This window comes from Sphingomonas sp. GW821-FHT02B09, assembly GCF_059421875.1.
In genome coordinates this window covers 286699-305687 of sequence record NZ_JBWKVV010000003.1, presented here as the reverse complement: position 1 = coordinate 305687, position 18989 = coordinate 286699, and the positions used below count along the sequence as shown (strand labels likewise).

The following is an 18989-nucleotide window of genomic DNA, read 5'->3' as shown; positions in this document are numbered from 1 at the left end:
CGTGGCGGCTCAGCCGTTCAGCACGGGCCCGATCGTCGCGGGGTCGATGCGGTCGCGCTCGGCGATCACGACCAGCCGGGTGGCGCGCGCCTCGCCCGGCCGCCACGGCCGGTCGTATTGCGTCCGCACCCGCGCGCCGACCGCCTGGACGAGCAGTCGCATCGGCTTGCCGCGCACCGCCGCATAGCCCTTGACCCGCAACACGTCGGACTCGCGCGCGAGCCGTTCGATCCGCGCGACCAGATCGGCGGGATCGTCGATCTCGCCGGTTTCGTGGACGAGGCTGTCGAAATCGTCGTGCTCATGCTCGTCCTCGCCGTCATGATGCGAGGGGCGGGCGGCGATGTCGTCCTCGGCCGCGGCGTCGAGACCGAGGATCACCGCGGGATCGATCACGCCGTCGGTCAGCTCGACCACCGGCACCGGCCGCGGCGCCTCGGCGGCGATCACCGCGCGGGCGGCGGCGACGCCCTCCGGCCCGGCGAGGTCGGCCTTGGTCAGCAGCACCATGTCGGCACAGGCGAGCTGGTCCTCGAACACCTCCGCCAGCGGCGTCTCGTGGTCGATCCCCGGATCGGCGGCGCGCTGCGCGTCGAGCGCGGCGATATCGGTAGCGAAGCGACCGGCGGCGACCGCCTCGGCGTCGGCCAGCGCGATGACGCCGTCGACGGTGATGCGCGAGCGGATCGCCGGCCAGTCGAACGCCTTCAGCAGCGGCTTTGGCAGCGCGAGGCCCGAGGTCTCGATGAGGATATGGTCGGGGCGCGGGTCGAGCGCGAGCAAGGTCTCCACCGTCGGGATGAAATCGTCGGCGACGGTGCAGCAGATGCAGCCGTTGGCCAGCTCGACGACATTCTCCGCCGGGCAATCGGGGATCGCGCAGCCCTTCAGGATGTCGCCGTCGACACCCAAGGTGCCGAATTCGTTGACCACCACCGCCAGCCGGCGGCCGTTGGCGTTGCGGATCAGATGGCTGATCAGCGTCGTCTTGCCGGCGCCGAGGAAGCCGGTGACGATGGTGACGGGAATCTTGGCGAGCTGTGGATCGGCCACGGATGTTCCTTCGCGAGCGCCGCGACGACGAGAACACGGTGGGGCCACATATCGCCGATGCGCGAGCGACGGACGGGCGCTTCGCATGTCGCCCGCGCCACGCACCGATGCGGGCCAACCGCATGGGTCTTCGTCGCTCAGACGGAACACCGTGCCCCGGCCATCCCCTGGACCGAAGCAAGAGCGACCCTATCGCCGGCAGGTTTCCTGGCTCGCGGGTCGTCGCTCGGGGCACGGCCTTCCCGGGTCGGGCGAACCCTTGCCAGTGGCCGCCTTCCCGCGGGGGGAAGGCATGTGTCCGTCGCTCGCCGCTTACAGTTGCAGGGACAGCCGCGGCATTGGAGCCGAGGCCCCGCACCGCATTCCCATTTACGCCCTCTTGCGAAGAGCACCGACGCGATCATGGCACCGGAGACCGGCGCCGCCGGTCGACTTAGCCGCTACCGCCGGCTTTGCCAATCGCGCAGGCGGGCGGAGACGGCGATCGCTGTGTACGGTTTCGTACATAGCCCGTTTCCGGTCGACTTGCCGCCGTTAACCATTAGAGCCCGTGCGCAGCAGGAAGGGTTCTCCCGATCCTTCGTGTGCAGTTCTCCAGGACTGTCGGAGCCGTCGCCGCATCATGCCGGCGGCGGCTCCACCCCGCCCCGTCAATGCGCCGCGAGGTGTGCGGCCTCATCCTCGATCAGCCGGCTGATCGAGCGTTGCAGCGTATCGTGCGACACCGGCTTTTCGATCACCGTCGATCCCGGCGGGCATTCGCCGCAGCGTTCGGGATAGCCGGTGACGTAGAGGATCGGGATGCGGCGTCCCTTGGCGATCCGCTCGACCGCACGGACCCCGGAGCCGTGGACGAGCTTGACGTCGGCGATGATCATGCCCGGCATGCAGCGCTGCGCCGCCGCTTCCGCCGCTTCCTGCGTCTCCACGATCTCCGTGCTGCCGGCACCGGCGAGCACCGCGGCGTCGGCGACGAACTGGCCGAACAAATAGGAATCCTCGATGATCAGCACATGGGTCATGACCGCTCCCGGCAGTATCCGGGGGCCGGCAGGCCAGAGGTGGCGACGCCGTCTCCCGAACCGGCCCCTAATGCGTCATGCTGATCTAAGTTCCTGATAGAGGTCATTTTCCCCATGTTCGACGGGCGATGCGTCCGGTCCCCGGCACGGTGCGTTGACGCCGCGCACGAGGAGAGAATGATGACCGACACGACCGATCAGAATGGCCCCGCCGAAAGCTACGGCGACCTGCCGATCCAGCCGACCGGATCGGGTGTCGCCGATCTCGAGATCGCCTATGAGCAGATGAAGCTCGCCGAACAGGCCGAGGCGGATGTCGGCGCGGTCGCGGTGACGCCGACCGATGCCAGCGACGCCGCCGCCGAGAGCGCCGCCCACCCGAGCTGAGCGACGGGACGGCGCTTGCGAGGCAGCGGCGGCACGGTGCCGCAAGGAGAATGACGATCTTCCACCTGATCTTTGCGACGCCGTCCCTGTACGTCATCGCCCGTTGGCTGCTGCCGCTGTCCCTGCCGCTCTGGGCGAAGGGCGGCGTCGCGGTGACGCTGCTCGCCGCCTCGCAATATCATTTATGGAGCCGCCTCTCGTCGGGATCGGTGTTCGCGCCGGAATTCCCGCGCGCGATCGTCATCCTGTTCAACTGGGCCTTCGGCGCCATCCTGTTGCTCGCGCTGCTGCAGATCGTGCTCGATCTCGGCACGCTCGCTACGATGCTGGTGCGGCGCGAGGTGGTGGGGGCGCCCGATGCGGCCCGCTATGGCATCGCCGGCGTCGCGACGGTGCTCGCTGCGATCGGTGTCGCCGGGGCGATCCGCGTGCCGCCCGTGCGCGACATCACCGTCGCGGTGCGCGACCTGCCGCCGTCGTTCGACGGCTACCGGCTGATCCAGCTCACCGACCTGCATATCAGCCGTCTGTTTCCGCAGCGCTGGACCCGTGCCGTCGTCGATCGCACCAATGCCGCGGGGGCCGACCTGATCGTCGTCACCGGCGACTTCATCGACGGATCGGTCGACATGCGCCGCGCCGACGTCGCCCCGCTCGCCGGATTGCGTGCGCCCGACGGCGTCTACGCCATTCCCGGCAACCACGAATATTTCTTCGATTACGGCGGCTGGATGCGGCACCTCGCCGGGCTCGGCTTTCGCATGCTGCCGAACGCGCATCGCGTGCTGACGCGTGGCGGCGACGGGCTGGTGCTCGCCGGCGTCACCGACGCCTCCGCGCCGTCGCATGGCGAGCCCGGCCCCGATCTCGACGCCGCACTGTCGCGCCGCCCGCCGGGCGCGCCGGTCCTCCTGCTCGACCATCAGCCGCGCAACGCGCGTCGGGCGGCGGCGCGTGGGGTCGCGCTGCAACTGTCCGGCCATACGCATGGCGGGATGATCGTCGGGCTCGACCGATTGTTCAGGCCCGCGAACGGCGGCTTCGTGTCGGGCCGTTATGCGGTGGACGGCATGACGCTCTACGTCAGCAACGGCACCGGTCTGTGGCCGGGCTTCGCGCTACGCCTCGGCCGGCCGCCGGAGATCACCCGGATCACGCTCCGCGCCGTACCGGCCGGAGGCTGAGCTACAGGCCGAGCTTGTCGAGCGCGGCGGCGAGTTCGGCGTCGATCGCCGCCGCTTCGCCCTTCGGCGTGAGACGGTTGAGCGCGGTCTGCACGCGGGTCTGCGCGACCTGGAGCGTCTTGTAGCGCACCTCGCGTGTCGCATTGGTCCGCCAAGACGGGCTCTCGCCGAGCAACGCCGCCCATTTCGCCTCTTCGACGGCGAGGATCGCCAGCGCCAGTCGCAATCCGTCGCGCCGGCCGCGGGCATAATCGTCGGAAGGGGGCGGAGTCTTCAAACCGGGGCCACGCCGTCGGCGTTGACCAGATCCGGCCCGACCAACGTGCCGACCAGCCGCACGCGCTTCTCGACCAGATCGACCGGGGTGCGGTGCAGCTCCAGCTCGAACCGCCCGCCCGAATCGCGGCGCAGGTAGAAAGCGCCGCCGTCGCGGATCAACGTGCCGGTTTCATCGACCCGGGTTCCGATTGCGATCATAAGGAATTGGGCCTCGTGCTGGGATGCCGGAACAGGCGGCGGGGGAGAGCCGAAGGCTCGATCCCCTGCCCAACCGGTCGGGCCGTTGCCGGTCTTGCCGGCGGCTCCTCTCCTGCCGTTTCTCTTTCGATCCGCCCAGACCCGGTAACTGGAACCTGCCGGAGATCGGGACAAAAAGAAAGGCCGATCGAGACGACCGGCCGTAAAAGTTTTTAGGAGAGGATGCCTGAAAGGCACGCTCTTTGTGCAGCGCAGCACCCGATCTCGCAAGTGCAAATGGTAGCGCTCAACATGCAAAGTTTGCAATCGCAACCAATGCCGCGCTCCGGGTCGGTCAGTCGCGCTTCTTGCCCGAATTGGCGAACAGCACCGCTGCCGCCACCGCGGCGGAGCCGATGCCGACACCGATGATCCGCATCGGCCAATGGCTCTTGGTCGACGGATCGCGCGTGTTCGCGGCGGCATCCTGTTGCGCCTTGGCCGCGGCGGCCGCGGCGAGAATCTCATTGGGCTGATCCGACATATTACTCTCCCTTGCCCCGCTTGTAGCGCGCGCGGAACGCGTTCGCGAACAGGGTCAGTTCCTGGGCTGCAATGGCGCGTCGCAGGTCCGCCATCAAGCGTTCGTAGAACCAGATGTTATGCTCGGTCATCAGCATTGCGCCGAGAATCTCGCCGGACCGGACGAGATGATGGATATAGGCCCGGCTCCACGTCGTGCAGGCGGGGCAGGGGCATTCGGCGTCGAGCGGCCCCTGGTCCTCGGCGAATCTGGCGTTGCGCAGGTTGATCGGCCCGTCGCGGGTAAAGGCCTGCCCCGTCCGTCCCGACCGCGTCGGCATGACGCAGTCGAACATGTCGATGCCGCGCTCGACCGCGCCGACGATATCGTCGGGCTTGCCGACCCCCATCAGATAGCGCGGCTGGTCCGCCGGCAGCTGCGCGGGCGCGAAGTCGAGGCAGCCGAACATCGCCTCCTGCCCCTCGCCGACCGCGAGGCCGCCGACCGCATAGCCGTCGAAGCCGATGTCGACGAGCGCGTCCGCCGACGCCTTGCGCAGCCCCTCGTCGAGCGCGCCCTGCTGGATGCCGAAGATCGCATTGTTGGCGCCATGATCGCCGCCCGCGTCGAACGCGGCGCGGCTCCGTTTCGCCCAGCGCATCGAGCGCTCCATCGCCGCGGCCTGTACCTCGCGCGTCGAGGTGGTCGGCACCAGTTCGTCGAACGCCATGACGATGTTGGAACCGAGCAGCCGCTGGATCTCGATCGAGCGTTCCGGGCTGAGCAGATGGCGGGTGCCGTCGAGATGCGACTTGAACGACACGCCCTCCTCGGAGCGTTTGGTGAGATCGGCGAGGCTCATCACCTGATAGCCGCCCGAATCGGTGAGGATCGGCCGCTCCCAGCCCATGAAGGCGTGGAGCCCGCCGAGCCGCGCCACCCGCTCCGCGCCGGGACGCAGCATCAGGTGATAGGTGTTGCCGAGGATGATGTCGGCGCCGCTCGCCGCGACGTCCGCCGGCTTCATCGCCTTCACCGTGGCGGCGGTGCCGACCGGCATGAAGGCGGGGGTGCGGATCGTGCCGCGCTGCATCCGGATGGAGCCGGTGCGGGCACGGCCGTCGTTGGCGGCGATGGTGAAGGCGAAACGCGGGGACATGATCGTCCCGCTTTGGCGAAGCCGGCGCGCGGTGTCGAGCGTCGGGGTGCGATAGCAAGGCGATGGAACGATGGCTGGAACGACCTGAGAGATTTCGCGCGTTCGCTCCTTCGTCACACCGGATCAAACCGACACCTCGCCGAACGTCCGCATCATCGGTTGAGCAGTACAGTGCTCCTGCGAAAGCAGGAGCCTAGGATCAAGCAAAGCAACGTCTTATGGCGCTCGGGACTCCTGGGCTCCTGCTTCCGCAGGAGCACGTGGCGTTTATCAGACGTCTCGAGTCCAGTCCGGTTGACGGATCTCGTTTGAGTCGCAGCCTCAGCGGATGTCGACCGGTCTCAGCGCTTGCGCTTGCCGGGCGGCCCCATCGTCCGGCCGGCCATGGCGCGGATCGTCAGCAGCTCCTTGCGGGTGACGAAGCCGTCTTTGTCGACGTCGAGCCGCGCGAAGATGCGCGCGAACGCCGCCTGCAGCTCGGCGAGGGTGATCCGATTGTCGCCGTCGCCGTCGACCTCGAACGGGCTCGGCAGCGCGTTGCGATCGCCGAGCCAGCGCTCCGCCCAGTCGGCGAAGGCGATATAGCCGATCGCGCCGGCCTGCGCGCTGTCGACCGCGGCGAAGCTACGGCGCACGCCCGCGTCGAGCTCGGCGCGGCTGGTCCGCCCGTCGCCGTCGGCATCGAATCCCGCGATCGCCATGCCGACCGGCTCGACGACGAAGGTCGCCGGCGGCTGGCCCGGCGCAGCGGGCAAGGACGAGGCCGGGACGGCGGCCTGGAGCAGCAGCGCGAGCAGCATCACGATCGCGCCGGCAGCAACAGCGACGCATCGCCATAGCTATAGAAGCGATAGCCCGCGGCGATCGCATGCGCGTAGGCCGCCTGCATCCGCTCCCGCCCCATCAGCGCCGATACCAGCATGAACAGCGTCGATTTGGGCAGATGGAAGTTGGTCACCAGCCCGTCGATGCCGCGGAAGGCGTAACCGGGGGTGATGAAGATCGCGGTGTCGCCCTCGAACGGGGCGATGACGCCATCGGCGCGCGCGGCGCTTTCGATCAGGCGCAGCGAGGTGGTGCCGACCGCGATCACCCGGCCGCCGTTCGCGCGCACCGCGTTGAGCCGGTCGGCGGTCGCGGCGTCGATCCGGCCCCATTCGGCGTGCATGCGGTGATCGGCGGTGTCCTCCGCCTTGACCGGCAGGAAGGTGCCGGCGCCGACGTGCAGCGTCAGCGTCTCGTGCGCGATCCCCGCCGCGGCGAGCGCGTCGATCAGCGCCGGGGTGAAGTGCAGCGCCGCGGTGGGCGCGGCGACCGCACCGGGTTCGGCGGCGAACATCGTCTGGTAATCGGTCGCATCCTGCGCGTCGGTCGGGCGCTTGGCGGCGATATAGGGGGGCAGCGGCATGCGGCCGGCGCGCTCGAGCAGCAGCTCGACCGGCTCGTCGCCGGCGAAGTCGAGCGCGAAGCTGCCGTCCTCGCCGCGATCGGAGGCGCGCGCGCCGACCCCCGCGCCGAAGTCGATCGTATCGCCGTCGCGCAGCCGCTTGGCGTTGCGGATGAAGGCGCGCCAGCGGCGCGGCCCCTCGCGCTTGTGCAGCGTCGCGCCGATCGTCGCATCGCCACGCCGCCCTTCGAGCTGCGCCGGGATGACGCGCGTGTCGTTGAACACCAGGCAGTCGCCGGCGCGCAGCTGGCCGGGCAGGGCGCCGACGGTCAGGTCACGCGTCGCCTCGCCGTCGAGGACGAGCAGCCGCGCCGCATCGCGCGGCACCGCCGGACGCAGCGCGATCCGCTCGGCCGGCAGGTCGAAGTCGAAAAGGTCGACCCTCACTTGCGCGCGGGCGCGGCCCCGGCGGGCGCGCGCTTGGGCGCGGCGGTGCCGGCCGGGCCCGCACCGGGCAGCGTCACCGGCGCGCCGAGCGTCACCGGCGCCGGCGCGGCCGCGGCAGTGTAGGGCGGGGGATTGTCGGCGGCGATATAGGCGCGGACGATCCGGGTCGGATTGGCGGGCGGCTCGCCGCGTTCGATCGCGTCGACATATTGCATCCCGTCGATCACCCGCCCGAACACCGTATATTTCTTGTCGAGGCTGAGCCGCGGCTGGAAGACGATGAAGAACTGGCTGTTGGCGCTGTTCTCGGCATCGGCACGCGCCGCCGACACCGCGCCGCGGACGTGCGGCAGATAGTTGAACTCGGCCGCGACGTTGGGCAGCGTCGAGCCGCCGGTGCCGTCGCCCTTGGGATCGCCGCCCTGCGCCATGAAGCCGTCGATCACGCGGTGGAACAGCAGGCCGTTGTAGAAGCCCTGCCGGGTCAGCGTCTTGACTCGCTCGACCATCTTCGGCGCGACATCGGGGCGCAGCCAGATCGTCACCCGGCCGCCGTCCGACAGATCGATCAGCCAAAGGTTTTCCTTGTCGGTGGTCGCCGGCGGCGTCGCCCGTTCGGCGACCCCGGGCACCGCCTGCGCCGCGGCGGCGGTCGCTGCGAAGGGCAGCGCGAACAGGCAGAGAAGAAACGCGAACAGACGGGCGAACGGGCGCATGGAATATCCAACCTTGGGTGGTGCCGGCGGCTTAGAACAAAATGCGGATTGCACCAAACTGAACGTGGTCAGACGTTCCTGATGCTTGGCCTGCGTCTCGCGTCGCTGCCTCGCTGGTCGATCCGCTATCATACGCATGTCGTCACCCCGGACTCGTTCCGGGGTCCACCCTGCGGCGAGGAGGGAGGCTTGAGGAGCAAGCGCGCAATTGCGGCCCGGTGGACCCCGGAACCAGTCCGGGGTGACGGGCCGTTGGGGAGATCGATCGAGTCTCGTCATGCCCCTGTCCGATGGCCCTGGCCGTGGGGTAACGTACGGAGCGCCCTCAGCTGCCCTTGCGGCCGATCACCTCGACGCGGGCGACCACTTCGGCGCAGACGGCGGGGGTGACGAACTTGCCGATCGGGCCGCCGAACAAAGCGATTTCCTTGACCAGCCGGCTGGCGATCGGTTGCAGCGCGACGTCGGCCATCAGGAAGACGGTCTCGACCCGCGGATTGATCTGCTGGTTCATCCCCGCCATCTGATATTCATATTCGAAGTCCGCCACCGCGCGCAGGCCGCGGATGATGACCCTGGCGCCCTGGCGTTCGGCGAAGTCCATCAGCAGCGAATCGAAGGCGACGACCTCGACCGTGCCGCCGATCCCCGCCACCTCGCGGCGGACGATCGCCATCCGCTCCTCGATCGTGAACATCGGCGACTTGGACGGGTTGGTGGTGACGCCGATCATCAGCCGGTCGACCAGCTTCGCGCCGCGCCGGATGATGTCCATATGCCCCAAGGTGATGGGGTCGAAGGTGCCGGGATAGACGCCGATCCGCTCTGCCATGTCGTTACCCTTCAGCGATCGCGTTCGACGACGTAGCGCGCGACCTCGCGCAGCACGTCGGCTTCGGCGCCGTACCCGTGGAGGTGCCGTACCGCCTGGTCGACAAGCATGCGGCATTGCTCGCGCGCCCGGTCGACGCCGAGCAGCGACAGGAACGTCTCCTTGCCCGCCTCGCCGTCCTTGCGCAGCGCCTTGCCGACCACCGCCTCGTCGCCCTCGGCATCGAGCAGGTCGTCGGCGATCTGGAAGGCGAGGCCGAGGTCGTGGGCATAGCCGTGCAGGCTGCGCCGCCCCTCCGGCGGGACGCGGCCGAGGATCGCACCCAGCTCGACCGAGACGGAGATCAGCGCGCCGGTCTTCATCTGCTGCAGCCGGGTGACGGTGGCGAGATCGAAGCGCGAGCGTTCGGCGACGAGGTCCATCATCTGCCCGCCGGCCATGCCGCCCGGCCCGGAGGCGCGCGCGAGTTCCATCACCAGCTCGGCGCGGACGAAGGGATCGGCGTGCGTCCTGGGATCGGCGAGGATCTCGAACGCCAGCGCGTGCAGGCAGTCGCCGGCGAGGATCGCGGTCGCCTCGTCAAATGCCTTGTGCACGGTCGGCTTGCCGCGGCGCAGGTCGTCGTCGTCCATCGCCGGCAGATCGTCGTGGATCAGCGAATAGACGTGGATTGCCTCGACCGCGAGCGCGACGTCGCCCGAACAGTCGCGGTCGACGCCGAACAGATCGGCGGTCGCGCCGACCAGCAGCGGCCGCAGCCGCTTGCCGCCGCCGATCGCCGCATGCCGCATCGCGCGATACAGATCGGCGCGGGGATCGTCGGGGATCGCGAGCAGCCGGTCGAACCGCGCGTCGATGTCCGCGGATATGCGTGCCAGAGCCGCATCGAGCGTCGTCGTCACGCGATCAGCCTGCGGCAAAGGGGCGCGTCGCCGTCGCCTTGCCCTCGGCATCGAGGCGGATCGCCTCGATCCGCGCCTGCGCGGCGTCGAGCCGCTCGGCGCAGCGCTGGCGCAGGCGGTCGCCGCGCTCGTAGAGCTGGATCGATTCGTCCAGCGTCGCCTCGCCGCTTTCGAGCCGGCCGACGATCCGTTCCAGCTCCTTGAGCGCGTCTTCGAACGACAGGCTTTCGATAGGATTATCCATGGCCTCGCTATGCGGCAGCGTCGCAGCAGGCGCAAGCACGGGCGGCGGCATCGCCGCGCCCGCTCAGCGGCGGGCGGTCCAGGTGTAGAGCACCGACACGCCGACCAGCCCGAGGTCGATCGCCGCCTGGACGCGATGCGGGCGCGGATCGCCGATGTCGTGGGTGAGCAACCGGATGTCCGGCGTCGGGTGGCGTAGCGCGAGCAGCGAGGCGAGCGCGATGCCTGCCACGGCCAGTTTCCGACGGTCCCTCATCGCGCAATCCTCCCGATGGGTGAATTCGTACCAGAAAGCCGGCCCCGCTGCCAGCGGGTCATGCCACCTGGGCGAGCGGGGCACCGTGGCGGACGCGGTCGCGTCCGGCCGCCTTGGCGGCGAACAGGGCACGATCGGCGCAGCGGTACAGCGCCTTCCAGTCGGTCTCGCGGGTCAGCGTGCCGGTGCAGGTGCCGATGCTGGCGGTAACGACCAGGTCGAACGGCATCCGCTCCATGCGCAGCCGGTCGAGCACCGCGCGCGCGTCGAGCGGCGTATCGGCACGTACCAGCAGCGCGAATTCCTCGCCGCCGATCCGCGCGACCAGCGCCTCGGGCGTGGCGGCTGCGCGCAGCGAGCGGGCGATGAGGCGCAGCACCTCGTCGCCGCCGTCATGGCCGATCGTCTCGTTGATCCGCTTGAAATGGTCGATGTCGACGAGGATCAGCTGATGCGCGTCCTCGCGGCCGATCGCGCCGTCGAGGAAGGCGCGGCGGTTGAGCAGGCCGGTGAGCGGGTCGGTCGCGGCGAGCAGGCGGGCGGCGATCTCCTGCTCGCGTGCCGCGTCGCGCTCCAGGCTGAGCAGGCGGATGCGATAGGCGACGCCGAGCGACGACAGCGCCGCCTCCAGCGCCATCGCCAGCAGCGTCGAATTGTCGATCCACAATTGCCAGGCGAAGACGTTGAACGCCGCCAGGATGCGGACGCTGCCCAGCACCACCGGCGCGCCCCAGGCGAGGCCGAAGACCCACAGATAGTTGCTGCGCCGGCGATAGGCGCGGATCAGGATCGGGGCGAGCAAAGTGATGACGAACAGATAGCTCGAAGTGCTGATCAGATCGGTGATCGCGGCGAAGCGCGGGGTCAGTCCGGCGTAAGCGGCGGCGGCGAGCAGGACGAAGGCGATGACCGCGCTGCTGTACGGCCGCAGCCAGCCGTCGAACACGCGGCGTTCGAAGAAGGCGCGCGCGAAGACCAGTGCCGCGGCGGCGGAGCCGGCGAGCAGCACGTAATTGATCCGCTGGCGATCGTTGTTGTCGATGCCGGTGATCTGGCCGAGCAGCCCCGACGAGGTGAAGGCATAACCGAGCAGGCACAGCACCATCAGGCAATAGGCCGGCTGGAACGCCTGGCGCAGCGCCGCCCAGAGCGCGAGATTGTAGACGAGCAGCGCGAGGCACATGCCGGCGAACGCCGCATAGAGCGCGGCCATCGTCATGTCGGCGGCGGCGGCGGCGTCGCGGTCGATCAGCGTCGGGCCGATCACCACGCCGCGGCGGTTGAGCGCCCCCTCGACGTGCCACAGCAACCGCACCGGCGGCGCGGCGTGACGCGGCAGCGCCAGTTCGATGATCGCACCGAGGCGCAGGTGCCGGCCGGTATTGGCGCTGGTGAAGCCGGTCCGGCGGATCGCGCCATCGGCATAGAGCACGTAGAGCGTCGCGCGTGTCTGCCACAGGCTCGCCTGGCGCACGCGCAACGGCGCGTCGCCGGTGGCGGGCAGCGGCTGCGACAATATCCAATAGTCGCCCGCGCCATAGGCGGTCTGCTTGCCCGCGCAGTCGAAGCGCTGCGGCTGCGTGAACAGCATCGCGGCGGTGCGGCCGTCCGCCTGACCGGTGGCAGGGAGGATGCAGGCGCGCAGCGGGACGTGGACGGCGGCATGGGCCGGATCGGCGGCGAACGCGGTCAGGGCCAGCAACAGGACGGTGAGGATCCATCGTATTGCGGGCGCGCTCGACATGAGCCGCGGGCTAGCAGTCGAGTGCAAACCATTGGTTAACAACAGGGTAAGCCGATTTGCCCGGTGGCGGCGATCGGGCATACCGGTGCCCGGGGAAAGATCGACGTTCAGCTCGTGGACTATCGCATGCCGCCCCCCCCTTGCGGGCAGGGCAATCACATATGGACGCCCGTGTGAGCCTGTCCTCTTCCAAGCTGACCCCGTCACCCCGGACTTGTTCCGGGGTCCACCCTGCGGCGAGGCGTAAGGCTTGAGTCGACACCCTTCTTTCGCGGCCCGGTGGACCCCGGAACGAGTCCGGGGTGACGATCCTGCTAACGAAACCGATCGAACCTCATCACCGCAGCCATAGGCGATAGCCCTGCCTTGGCGGGCGAGGAATTTGTGACCAAGATCATCGATTCCACCCAGGGAGGGACGCATGCAATCCATGACCGAACCGCGCGTCGGCTGCGGCGCGGCGATCGTCGTCGATGGCCAGATCCTGCTGCTGCGCCGGCTCAAGCCGCCCGAGGCGGGCTGCTGGGGCCTGTCCGGCGGCAAGATCGACCTGTTCGAAACCGCCGAAGCGGCGATGCGCCGCGAGGTTTCGGAGGAGCTCGGCATCACCGTCGGTGCTGCGGAGTGGCTGTGCTGGGTCGACCAGATCGATGCCGACGCCGGCACGCATTGGGTCGCGCCGGTCTATCGCGTCCGCGACTTCACCGGCACGCCGCGCAATTGCGAGCCGACCAAGCATGAGGGACCGCGATGGTTCGCGCTCGACGCGCTGCCCGAGCAACTGACCACGCCGACGCGGGTCGCCGTGGCGGCTCTGCGGGTGATCGGGGCATAGGGTAGCGTGCGCGCGTCCGGGGGCTTTTCCTGCAAAGCGCCGTGATATCGACGGATCAGCACCGTGTTCCTGCGAAAGCAGGAACCCAGGGCCAAGCAGGACAACACCTTGCGGTGCTCGGGACTCCTGGGCTCCTGCGTTCGCAGGAGCACTGGTCGGGTATCGCCCTTGCCGGGGCATTACTGAGCAAACCACCACCGGCGCGACGACGTCCGGGTGGCGCACAGTCTGTCGACCGTACGCCGCACTCCCCAACCAAAACGGGCCGGACTGTCGCCAGTCCGGCCCGCTCTGCATCGTCGTCCGAACCCTATTTGGCGTCGACCGGTTCGGCCTTGCCCTTCTTCTTGGGCTTCTTTGGTGCCGCGGGCTCGATGCCGAACGACAGCGCACCGTCCTTCATCCGCACCGTGACCTCGCCGCCATGGACGAGCTTGCCGAACAGCAGTTCCTCGGCGAGCGGCTGCTTGATCTTCTCCTGGATCAGGCGACCCATCGGACGCGCGCCGTACAGCTTGTCATAGCCCTTCTCGGTCAGCCAGCTCTTGGCGGCATCGTCCAGATTGATGTGGACGTTGCGGTCGGCAAGCTGGAGTTCGAGCTGGAGGATGAACTTGTCCACCACCCGCGCGACCACCTCGGTCGGCAGGTAACCGAACGGCACGATCGCATCGAGCCGGTTGCGGAATTCCGGCGTGAACATCTTCTGCACCGCCTGCTCGTCCTCGCCCTCGCGGGTGAGATTGCCGAAACCGACCGTCTCGCGCGCCATGTCCGACGCACCGGCATTGGTGGTCATGATCAGGATGACGTTCCTGAAATCGACCGACTTGCCGTGCTGGTCGGTGAGGCGGCCGTTGTCCATCACCTGCAACAGGATGTTGAACAGATCGGGATGCGCCTTCTCGATCTCGTCGAGCAGCAGCACGCAATGCGGATTCTGGTCGACCGCATCGGTCAGCAGCCCGCCCTGGTCGAAGCCGACATAGCCCGGCGGCGCACCGATCAGCCGGCTGACCGAATGTCGCTCCATATATTCGCTCATGTCGAAGCGCTGGAGCGGAATGCCCAGGATCGACGACAATTGCTTGGCGACCTCGGTCTTGCCGACGCCGGTCGGGCCGGTGAACAGATAGTTGCCGATCGGCTTCTCGGGTTCGCGCAGACCGGCGCGGGCGAGCTTGATCGCCGACGCGAGCTTCTCGATCGCGCTGTTCTGGCCGAAGACGACGCGCTTCAGATCGGTTTCGAGGCTTTCCAGCGCCGCCTTGTCGTCGGTGCTGACCGACTTCGGCGGGATGCGCGCCATCGTCGCGATCACCTGTTCGATCTCCTTGGCGGTGATCGTCTTCTTGCGCTTGTTGAGCGGCACCAACATCTGCATCGCGCCGACCTCGTCGATCACGTCGATCGCCTTGTCGGGCAATTTGCGATCGTTGATGTAGCGCGCCGACAGCTCCACCGCCGACTTGATCGCATCGGGGGTGTATTTGACGTTGTGATGATCCTCGAACGCCGAGCGCAGGCCGGCGAGGATCTTGATCGTATCCTCGATCGTCGGCTCGTTGACGTCGATCTTCTGGAAGCGCCGCAGCAGCGCGCGGTCCTTCTCGAAGTGGTTGCGGAACTCCTTGTAGGTGGTCGAACCGATGCAGCGGATCGTGCCGCCCGACAGCGCGGGCTTCAGCAGGTTGGACGCATCCATCGCGCCGCCGCTGGTCGCGCCGGCACCGATCACGGTGTGGATCTCGTCGATGAACAGCACCGCGTGCGGCAGCTTCTCCAGCTCGTTGACGACCGCCTTCAGCCGCTCCTCGAAATCGCCGCGATAGCGCGTGCCGGCGAGCAAGGCGCCCATGTCGAGGCTGTAGATCACCGCCTCGAGCAGCACGTCGGGAACCTCGCCCTCGACGATCTTGCGCGCGAGCCCTTCCGCGATCGCGGTCTTGCCGACGCCGGGATCGCCGACATAGAGCGGGTTGTTCTTCGACCGGCGGCACAGGATCTGGATCGTGCGATCCACCTCCGGCCCGCGCCCGATCAGCGGATCGACCTTGCCGATCTTCGCCTTCTCGTTGAGGTCGACGGTGAATTGCTTGAGTGCGCTTTCCGTCTTGCCCTTCTCCTGTCCCTTGGCGGGCTTGTCGTCCTCGGCGCCCTTCGGCGTCGTGGCTTCGGTCGCGGCACCGCCCTTGCCGACGCCGTGGCTGATGAAGCTCACGGCATCGAGGCGGCTCATGTCCTGCTGCTGCAGGAAATAGACGGCATAGCTCTCGCGCTCGCTGAACAAGGCGACGAGCACGTTGGCGCCGGTCACCTCGTCGCGACCCGACGATTGCACGTGCAGGATCGCGCGCTGGACGACGCGCTGGAAGCCGCTGGTCGGCGACGGATCGGTCGCGGCATCGACCTTGAGCGCGTCGAGCTCGGTGTCGAGATAATGCGCGACGGTGGTCTTGAGATCGCCGAGCTCGACGTGGCACGCCTCCATCACCTTGGAGGCATGTTCGTCGCCGATCAGCGCGAGCAGCAGATGTTCGAGCGTCGCATATTCGTGCCGACGCGAGGACGCGGCTTCGAGCGCCTTGTGCAGCGTGGTCTCGAGCGCGGGGGCGAAGGATGGCATTCAGATTACTCCAGTCGGGCCGCGGTGGGTCGCCGCGCCCTTTCCAACCATGTCGGTATCGCGGGCGTCCGCATCAAGCACTTGACGTCGCACCGTCGGCATCCTGCACGCGGCCGGTCGAGTGCCCTGCCGGTTCATCGCCGGAATAACGCGTCGGCGGTTGCGCGGTGGTTAACGGATCGCTCGCGCGCCAGCCGGGTCCGGACGATCTCGCCCTCCAGCGCGACGAGCCGCGCGTCGAGCTCGGCGACCGACAGCGGATCGAGATCCTGCCGCAGCAGCTCGGTCAATGCGTCATTGGGACGCGACGGGGCGTCGTCCGATTCCATCGTCGCATAACGTTGACCCCCGCCCGCACGATGTCAATAAGGCCGTCATGCCCGTATCTCCGCGGTCGGGCGAGCTACGGACAGGATGCGACCGGATGAGCGAAGTGCCCGAGACGATGCAGGCGATCGATCCGGAGGCGCCCGGCGGCCCCGAAGTGCTGACGCTGGTCGAACGGCCGGTGCCGCGCCCCGGCGCGGGCGAGGTGCTGATCCGCGTCGCCGCCGCCGGGGTCAACCGCCCCGACGTGCTCCAGCGCAAGGGCGGCTATCCGCCGCCGCCGGGCGCGCCGTCGATTCCCGGGCTGGAGATCGCCGGTACCGTCGTCGCGCTCGGTGCCGATGTCGATGACGCGCTGCTCGGCCAGCGCGTCTGCGCGCTGCTCGCCGGCGGCGGCTACGCCCAATATGCGGTCGCGCCCGCCGGCCAGTGCCTGCCGGTGCCCGCCGGGCTCGACATGATCGAGGCGGCGGCGATCCCCGAGACGCTGTTCACCGTGTGGACCAATCTGTTCGAGCGCGCCTTCGCCACCGAGGGCGACAGCGTGCTGCTGCACGGCGGCACCAGCGGCATCGGCACGATGGCGATCGCGCTCGCCAACATCTTCGGCCTGACGATCATCGTCACCGCCGGCTCGGACGCGAAATGCGCACGCGCCCGCGAACTCGGCGCGACGCATGCGATCAACTACAAGACCGAGGATTTCGTCGAGCGGGTCAAGGCGATCACCGACGGCAAGGGCGTCACCGCGGTCATCGACATGGTCGGCGGCGACTACGTGCCGCGCAACCTGCAATGCCTCGCCGACGACGGCCGCCACGTCTCGATCGCGGTGCAGGGCGGCGCGCAGGCGACGATCCCGCTGTTCGAGATCATGCGCCGCCGCCTGACGCTGACCGGATCGACGCTGCGCCCGCGCGACACCGCGTTCAAGTCGCTGGTCGCCGACGAGATCGGCCGCACCGTCTGGCCACATGTCGAGGCCGGCCGGCTGCGCCCGATCATCGATCGCGTCTTCCCGCTCGCCGAGACGGCCGCGGCGCACGCCCGGATGGAAGAGGGCGATCACGTCGGCAAGATCGTGCTTACCGTCTGATCCGCGCCGGCGCCGGATACGATCGGGGCCCCGCCACCATCGGTGACGAGGCCCCTCGGCATGGTCGAAGGATCAGTTGCTGTCCGAATCGTCGTCGCCGCCGGTGGCGACCAGCACGCCGACGACGAGTGCGGCGAGAATGCCGATGCTGATCAGCGTGGTGCCGGGCACCGATGCGCCGAGGTGGCTCTTCGACGAAGCCGGCGCCGCGGCGCGGGCGACCGACAGGCTCGCCGCCGGATTGGCGGCCGGGGCGACGGGGGCGGCGGAGGCGGCGACGGGGGCGGCGAGCAATGCCGTTCCGGCGATCGCCGTGCGCAGGCGCTTGATCGTGATCATGTTGTTAACTCCCTTGTCTTTAAACGGTAACTTATTGAAATCTATCCGACGGACATGCGCCGCGGTTTGTGTTCGGAGGTCCTTTCCGATGCAAGTGGAATCTTGACCCGCGGCAGGTGCGGTTCCGTACCGCACGCGTCCTTACTGGCGAAACTCTTGCTCCCCTCGCCGCTTGCGTCCATGCCTGCGGTTCATCCCCAATGGATTGTCCCGCGCGCGTCATGACTCTTCCTCCCGCTTCTCCGCCCCGCTCCTCCCGCCGGGCGGGTTCCGCGCCGACGATCAGCGACGTCGCCAAGCGCGCCGGCGTCTCGCCGATGACCGTCTCGCGCGTCATCAACGGCGAAAGCAACGTCCGCCCCGCCACCCGCGACCGGGTCAACGACGCGATCTCCGCGCTCAATTACGCCCCCAATCCCGCCGCACGCAGCCTGGCGGGGGCGGGGCCGTCGCGCGTCGGGCTGCTCTACAGCAATCCCAGCGCCGGCTTCCTCAGCGAATTCCTGCTCGGCAGCCTCGACCAGGCGAGCCGCAGCGACGTGCAGATCATCGTCGAGAAATGCGACCTCGGCGATCATGAGCTGGAGGTCGCGCAGCATCTGATCGACGGCGGCATCGACGGCATCATCCTGCCGCCGCCGCTGTGCGAGGCGCCGGCGCTGCTCGCATTGCTCGACGCGGCGAATATCCCGAGCGTCGCGGTCGCCACCGCGCTGCCCGCGGCGAGCCAGATGGCGATCCGCATCGACGACCGCGCCGCCGCGGCGACGATGACCCGGCATATCATGGACCTCGGCCATCGCCGCATCGGCTTCATCGCCGGCAATCCCAATCTCTCCGCCAGCGACCAGCGGCTGGAAGGCTATCGCGAGGCGCTGGCCGAAGCGGGGATCGCGATCGATCCCGCGCTGATCGTCGACGGCCTGTTCACCTATCTGTCCGGCCTCGACGCCGCCGAGCAACTGCTCGGCCTGACCGACCCGCCGACCGCGATCTTCTCGTCCAACGACGACATGGCGGCGGCGACGGTGGCGGTGGCGCATCGCCGTGGGCTCGACGTGCCCGGCGACCTCACCGTTTGCGGCTTCGACGACACGACGCTGTCGACCGCGATCTGGCCCGAGCTCACCACCATCCACCAGCCGATCGCCGACATGGCGCGCGCCGCGGTCGCGCTGCTCGTCGGCACCATTCGCCGCCAGCGCGGCGGCGACGCCCCGCGTCATCAGGTGCTCGACTATACGCTGATCCGCCGCCAGTCCGACGCCCCGCCGCGGCGGCGGCCGCGCGCCAGCCTTTAGGTTGGATCGACGGTCCCGAAGCGCCTAGAAGAAGAGGAATGTTCGCGCGGAGGCGCGGAGGCGCGGAGATGGCCCGGGTAGGCGATGTGGTCCTGTCATCGCCGTCGTTCGATAGGAAGGACCGCGGATCGGGCGAGCGCAACACCTCCGCGCC

Annotated in this window: 22 protein-coding genes and 1 riboswitch; of the genes, 5 read left to right on the top strand and 17 right to left on the bottom strand. The window is 68.7% G+C overall.

Features of this window, described 5'->3' with window-relative positions; genetic code table 11:
* Positions 1-9 precede the first annotated feature (9 nt).
* Complete coding sequence (cobW, locus tag AC07U4_RS15835; RefSeq protein ID WP_495196059.1) at positions 10-1053, bottom strand: cobalamin biosynthesis protein CobW; 1044 nt, start codon at positions 1051-1053, stop codon at positions 10-12.
* A 180-nt stretch (positions 1054-1233) separates the two neighbouring features.
* Positions 1234-1464: riboswitch (cobalamin riboswitch) on the bottom strand.
* A gap of 239 nt (positions 1465-1703) precedes the next feature.
* Positions 1704-2075, bottom strand: a complete 372-nt coding sequence (locus AC07U4_RS15830; protein WP_137899010.1) for a response regulator — start codon at positions 2073-2075, stop codon at positions 1704-1706.
* Between the two features lie 180 nt (positions 2076-2255).
* Here AC07U4_RS15830 and AC07U4_RS15825 point away from each other — a divergent pair, with 180 nt between their 5' ends.
* Positions 2256-2462, top strand: coding sequence for a hypothetical protein (locus AC07U4_RS15825; RefSeq protein WP_137899009.1), 207 nt, complete (start codon positions 2256-2258; stop codon positions 2460-2462).
* Between the two features lie 50 nt (positions 2463-2512).
* A complete protein-coding gene (locus AC07U4_RS15820; protein ID WP_495196058.1) occupies positions 2513-3646 on the top strand; it encodes a metallophosphoesterase in 1134 nt (377 codons plus the stop codon).
* Position 3647: 1 nt separating this feature from the next.
* On the opposite strand, the gene AC07U4_RS15815 is transcribed toward AC07U4_RS15820, so the two are convergent.
* The 12 genes from AC07U4_RS15815 to AC07U4_RS15760 all read right to left on the bottom strand — a co-directional run bounded on the left by AC07U4_RS15815 (position 3648) and on the right by AC07U4_RS15760 (position 12269).
* Entirely contained in the window at positions 3648-3923 is a 276-nt protein-coding gene (locus AC07U4_RS15815; protein WP_137899007.1) for a hypothetical protein, read from the bottom strand.
* Positions 3920-4123: a DUF5818 domain-containing protein gene (locus AC07U4_RS15810; RefSeq protein WP_038665404.1), complete on the bottom strand. Its 204-nt coding sequence runs from the start codon at positions 4121-4123 to the stop codon at positions 3920-3922. The genes AC07U4_RS15815 and AC07U4_RS15810 overlap by 4 nt, the downstream gene beginning before the upstream one ends.
* 334 nt (positions 4124-4457) lie before the next feature.
* On the bottom strand, positions 4458-4646 hold the full coding sequence (locus tag AC07U4_RS15805) for a hypothetical protein (RefSeq protein ID WP_038665407.1): 189 nt from the start codon (positions 4644-4646) through the stop codon (positions 4458-4460).
* Between the two features lies 1 nt (position 4647).
* Entirely contained in the window at positions 4648-5784 is a 1137-nt protein-coding gene (tgt, locus tag AC07U4_RS15800; RefSeq protein ID WP_495196057.1) for a tRNA guanosine(34) transglycosylase Tgt, read from the bottom strand.
* Between the two features lie 341 nt (positions 5785-6125).
* Positions 6126-6584, bottom strand: coding sequence for an EF-hand domain-containing protein (locus tag AC07U4_RS15795; RefSeq protein ID WP_495196056.1), 459 nt, complete (start codon positions 6582-6584; stop codon positions 6126-6128).
* Positions 6584-7618 carry a tRNA preQ1(34) S-adenosylmethionine ribosyltransferase-isomerase QueA gene (gene queA, locus AC07U4_RS15790; RefSeq protein ID WP_495196055.1) on the bottom strand — a complete coding sequence of 345 codons (1035 nt, stop codon included), beginning with the start codon at positions 7616-7618 and terminating at the stop codon, positions 6584-6586. Before queA ends, AC07U4_RS15795 begins: the two co-directional genes overlap by 1 nt.
* Positions 7615-8334, bottom strand: coding sequence for a peptidylprolyl isomerase (locus AC07U4_RS15785; protein WP_495181263.1), 720 nt, complete (start codon positions 8332-8334; stop codon positions 7615-7617). Before AC07U4_RS15785 ends, queA begins: the two co-directional genes overlap by 4 nt.
* 325 nt (positions 8335-8659) lie before the next feature.
* A complete protein-coding gene (coaD, locus tag AC07U4_RS15780; protein WP_038665421.1) occupies positions 8660-9166 on the bottom strand; it encodes a pantetheine-phosphate adenylyltransferase in 507 nt (168 codons plus the stop codon).
* Between the two features lie 11 nt (positions 9167-9177).
* Positions 9178-10068 (bottom strand): polyprenyl synthetase family protein, encoded by an 891-nt coding sequence (locus AC07U4_RS15775; protein WP_495196054.1) that lies wholly within the window; start codon positions 10066-10068, stop codon positions 9178-9180.
* Positions 10069-10072: 4 nt separating this feature from the next.
* The gene (locus AC07U4_RS15770; RefSeq protein ID WP_038665424.1) at positions 10073-10312 is read right to left on the bottom strand and encodes an exodeoxyribonuclease VII small subunit; all 240 of its coding nucleotides are present in this window, start codon (positions 10310-10312) and stop codon (positions 10073-10075) included.
* Between the two features lie 63 nt (positions 10313-10375).
* Positions 10376-10567 (bottom strand): hypothetical protein, encoded by a 192-nt coding sequence (locus tag AC07U4_RS15765; RefSeq protein ID WP_038665427.1) that lies wholly within the window; start codon positions 10565-10567, stop codon positions 10376-10378.
* A gap of 58 nt (positions 10568-10625) precedes the next feature.
* Entirely contained in the window at positions 10626-12269 is a 1644-nt protein-coding gene (locus AC07U4_RS15760; protein ID WP_495196053.1) for a GGDEF domain-containing protein, read from the bottom strand.
* Between the two features lie 463 nt (positions 12270-12732).
* On the opposite strand from AC07U4_RS15760, the gene AC07U4_RS15755 reads away from it, so the two are divergent.
* A complete protein-coding gene (locus tag AC07U4_RS15755) occupies positions 12733-13146 on the top strand; it encodes an NUDIX hydrolase (RefSeq protein ID WP_495196052.1) in 414 nt (137 codons plus the stop codon).
* Positions 13147-13456: 310 nt separating this feature from the next.
* Here the strand turns inward: AC07U4_RS15755 and clpA are convergent, their stop codons facing one another.
* On the bottom strand, positions 13457-15772 hold the full coding sequence (gene clpA / locus AC07U4_RS15750; protein WP_038665433.1) for an ATP-dependent Clp protease ATP-binding subunit ClpA: 2316 nt from the start codon (positions 15770-15772) through the stop codon (positions 13457-13459).
* A 134-nt stretch (positions 15773-15906) separates the two neighbouring features.
* Positions 15907-16101 carry a DUF1192 domain-containing protein gene (locus AC07U4_RS15745; protein WP_137898998.1) on the bottom strand — a complete coding sequence of 65 codons (195 nt, stop codon included), beginning with the start codon at positions 16099-16101 and terminating at the stop codon, positions 15907-15909.
* A 95-nt stretch (positions 16102-16196) separates the two neighbouring features.
* Here AC07U4_RS15745 and AC07U4_RS15740 point away from each other — a divergent pair, with 95 nt between their 5' ends.
* Positions 16197-17195 (top strand): NAD(P)H-quinone oxidoreductase, encoded by a 999-nt coding sequence (locus AC07U4_RS15740; RefSeq protein ID WP_495196051.1) that lies wholly within the window; start codon positions 16197-16199, stop codon positions 17193-17195.
* Positions 17196-17267: 72 nt separating this feature from the next.
* Here AC07U4_RS15740 and AC07U4_RS15735 read toward each other — a convergent pair whose 3' ends face one another.
* A complete protein-coding gene (locus AC07U4_RS15735; protein ID WP_495196050.1) occupies positions 17268-17534 on the bottom strand; it encodes a hypothetical protein in 267 nt (88 codons plus the stop codon).
* A gap of 221 nt (positions 17535-17755) precedes the next feature.
* Between AC07U4_RS15735 and AC07U4_RS15730 the strand changes: the two genes are divergently transcribed.
* On the top strand, positions 17756-18835 hold the full coding sequence (locus AC07U4_RS15730) for a LacI family DNA-binding transcriptional regulator (protein ID WP_495196049.1): 1080 nt from the start codon (positions 17756-17758) through the stop codon (positions 18833-18835).
* The last annotated feature ends 154 nt before the right edge of the window (positions 18836-18989 follow it).